Source organism: Methylobacterium sp. FW306-05-D (assembly GCF_058782155.1).
Genome location: NZ_JBYSXL010000012.1, coordinates 76,383 through 78,546 on the forward strand (window position 1 = coordinate 76,383; position 2,164 = coordinate 78,546).

Here is a 2,164-nt window from a genome sequence, read left to right on the forward strand (position 1 = left end):
GTTCCTGACCTGCGTCCGCGCGGCGCGGGCGCAGGTCAGGAACAGCACCGCGACGCCGAGGGCGACGAGGGTGGGAGCCACCGCGGCGGCCAGGGCGCCGGCCAGGGCCGAGCCGGCGACGTCGCCGAGATTCATCGCCGCCATGTAGATCTGGAACTGGGTGGCGGAGGCGCCGCCCGCGCGGCTGGCCAGGAGCACGGTCGGCAGCAGGGCGACGTAGAGGAGCGCCGGCACGACACTGGCCAGCCCCAGGATGAAGGGGCCGGTCGCGGCCTCGAGCCCGACCGCGATCAATCCGCCGGCGCCGGCGAACGCCACGGCGCAGGCAAACAGCAGCGCACGCAGGCATTTTCCGGGGCCGAGCCGGTCGACGGCTGTGCCGATGCCCACCGCACCGAGGGTTCCGCCCACGAGCGCGAGCAGGGCCTGCAGGCGCGAGAGGTCGCCCGCGTCCCAGCCATGGACCTGCACGAGCGCGACGGCGAAGGGCACCTGGAACAACGCGAGGGCGAAATCGATGGCGAAGCACATCGCCAGAAGGATCGCCGCGTCGCGGTTCCGGAAGGCGGCCGCGAGGCCACGCGCGAAGGAGATCGCCTCCGCCAGCCGCGACGGCGCGGCCCCGGGCGTGGAGGTGCGCCATCGGAGTGAGAGGATGCGGTCCTGTGGCGTCTCGCGCACGAGGACGGCCGCCAGGGCGGGCGGCGTGGTCAGGGCGAGCAGCGTTCCGGCCGCGGCCTGGAAACCTCCGGCGTCGAGAACCCAGGCGAAGATCGCGGTTCCGGCAGCACTTCCGATCACGAAACCCGCGCGCGTGCCGGCGCTGGTGCGCCCCAGTTCGCCCGCCGGCACGCTGCCGGCGATCAGGCGGTCGGTGGCGGTATCGGCGAGGGAGGCGCACAGACTGTGCAGGAGGAGCACGACGCTGACGGCCGTCAGACCCGGATGCGCGCCAAGGAGGAGCAGGCCGGAGAGACTCGCCTGCGCGCCGGCCAGGGCGAGGACGAGCCAGCGCCGGCGCGGCCCCATGCGGTCGGGCGTGGCACGATCGATCAGCGGACCCCAGAGCAGGGGCTGCAGCACCCAGGGCAGGCCGACGATCGCCAGGTGGCGGCCGACCTCCACTGTCGAGGCGCCCGCGGCGGCGAAATGATTGGCCAGAGCCGTCAGGGCGAAGCCCGCGACGATCCCCTGGTAGAGGTAGAGCAGCGTGAACAGGGCGAGCCGCCAACGCGCATCCTGCAGGCTCGGCGGCCTCGCGGGCATCGATTCGATCCTCGCCCGCCCCTGCAGCGTGCCGCGAAATCCCTTAGCCGAAGCGCCCGCGGCACGTCACCCTGCCGGCCGGATGTGCGGGAGGGAGGACGACAGCCGTATCCGGAAAATGGCGTTCGGAGGAGAACCGTATCGCCTCGGCACCGGCGAATCCGGAGGGACTTCCGCGAAGGCGATGACGACTATGTCCAAGATGTATTCATGATGCATCCAGACAGACGCGGAGCTACGTCTCGCGACCGGAGAGTTAATCCTGTTTCTCGCGTGCCTGACCGCACGTCATGGCGGAGAACGAGACCCCATATTGGGTTCAGACAGATGAAACGAATCAAACACACCGGTTCGTACTGTAAAGGAGCCCGTAAGCCACAATGAAGACCCGTATCGCCGCCCTCGCCACCGCCCTCGTCCTTGGCGTTGCTCCGATCTCGTCCGCCATGGCTTTCGAAAGGCCGTCCCGCTACACCGGCTTCTCGCCCTACGACGTCGAGACGACCGGCTCGCTCGAGCTGCGCGGCGTCGCACCCCTGCGCAACCCCCAGCACTGCCCGATGAGCTCGGCCGCCGAGGGCAACGCCAATCAGCAGAACTTCCCCACCCAGCAGTACGGCCAGACCTCGGGCGGGAACCGCTGCTGATCCGAGCCGGAAGCGACAGGACGGACATCCGGCAAGACAGACAGCACAACACAGACAACAGGAGAGAGAACCCGCCATGCTTCTGAGAGGCTTCTCCTACGCCATGGTCGCCGCCTTCGCCGGCGGCCTCGTCTTCACCATCGTCGGATCGGCCCAGGCCCTCCTCAACCTGTAAGCCCCGGCGCCCGCCCCACACCGACCCGCCCGGCCTCCGCCGCGGCGGGTCGCGTCGTGCCGCGGGCGCTTCCTGC

General features: G+C 70.2%; 2 protein-coding genes. One reads left to right on the plus strand and one right to left on the minus strand.

The window, feature by feature from the left end:
* Positions 1–1,266: MFS transporter (locus AC3WLN_RS07070; RefSeq protein WP_492480339.1), on the minus strand; the 1,266-nt coding region annotated here is incomplete at its 3' end.
* Positions 1,267–1,646: 380 nt separating this feature from the next.
* On the opposite strand from AC3WLN_RS07070, the gene AC3WLN_RS07075 reads away from it, so the two are divergent.
* Positions 1,647–1,913, plus strand: coding sequence for a hypothetical protein (locus AC3WLN_RS07075; RefSeq protein WP_492480340.1), 267 nt, complete (start codon positions 1,647–1,649; stop codon positions 1,911–1,913).
* Positions 1,914–2,164 lie beyond the last annotated feature (251 nt).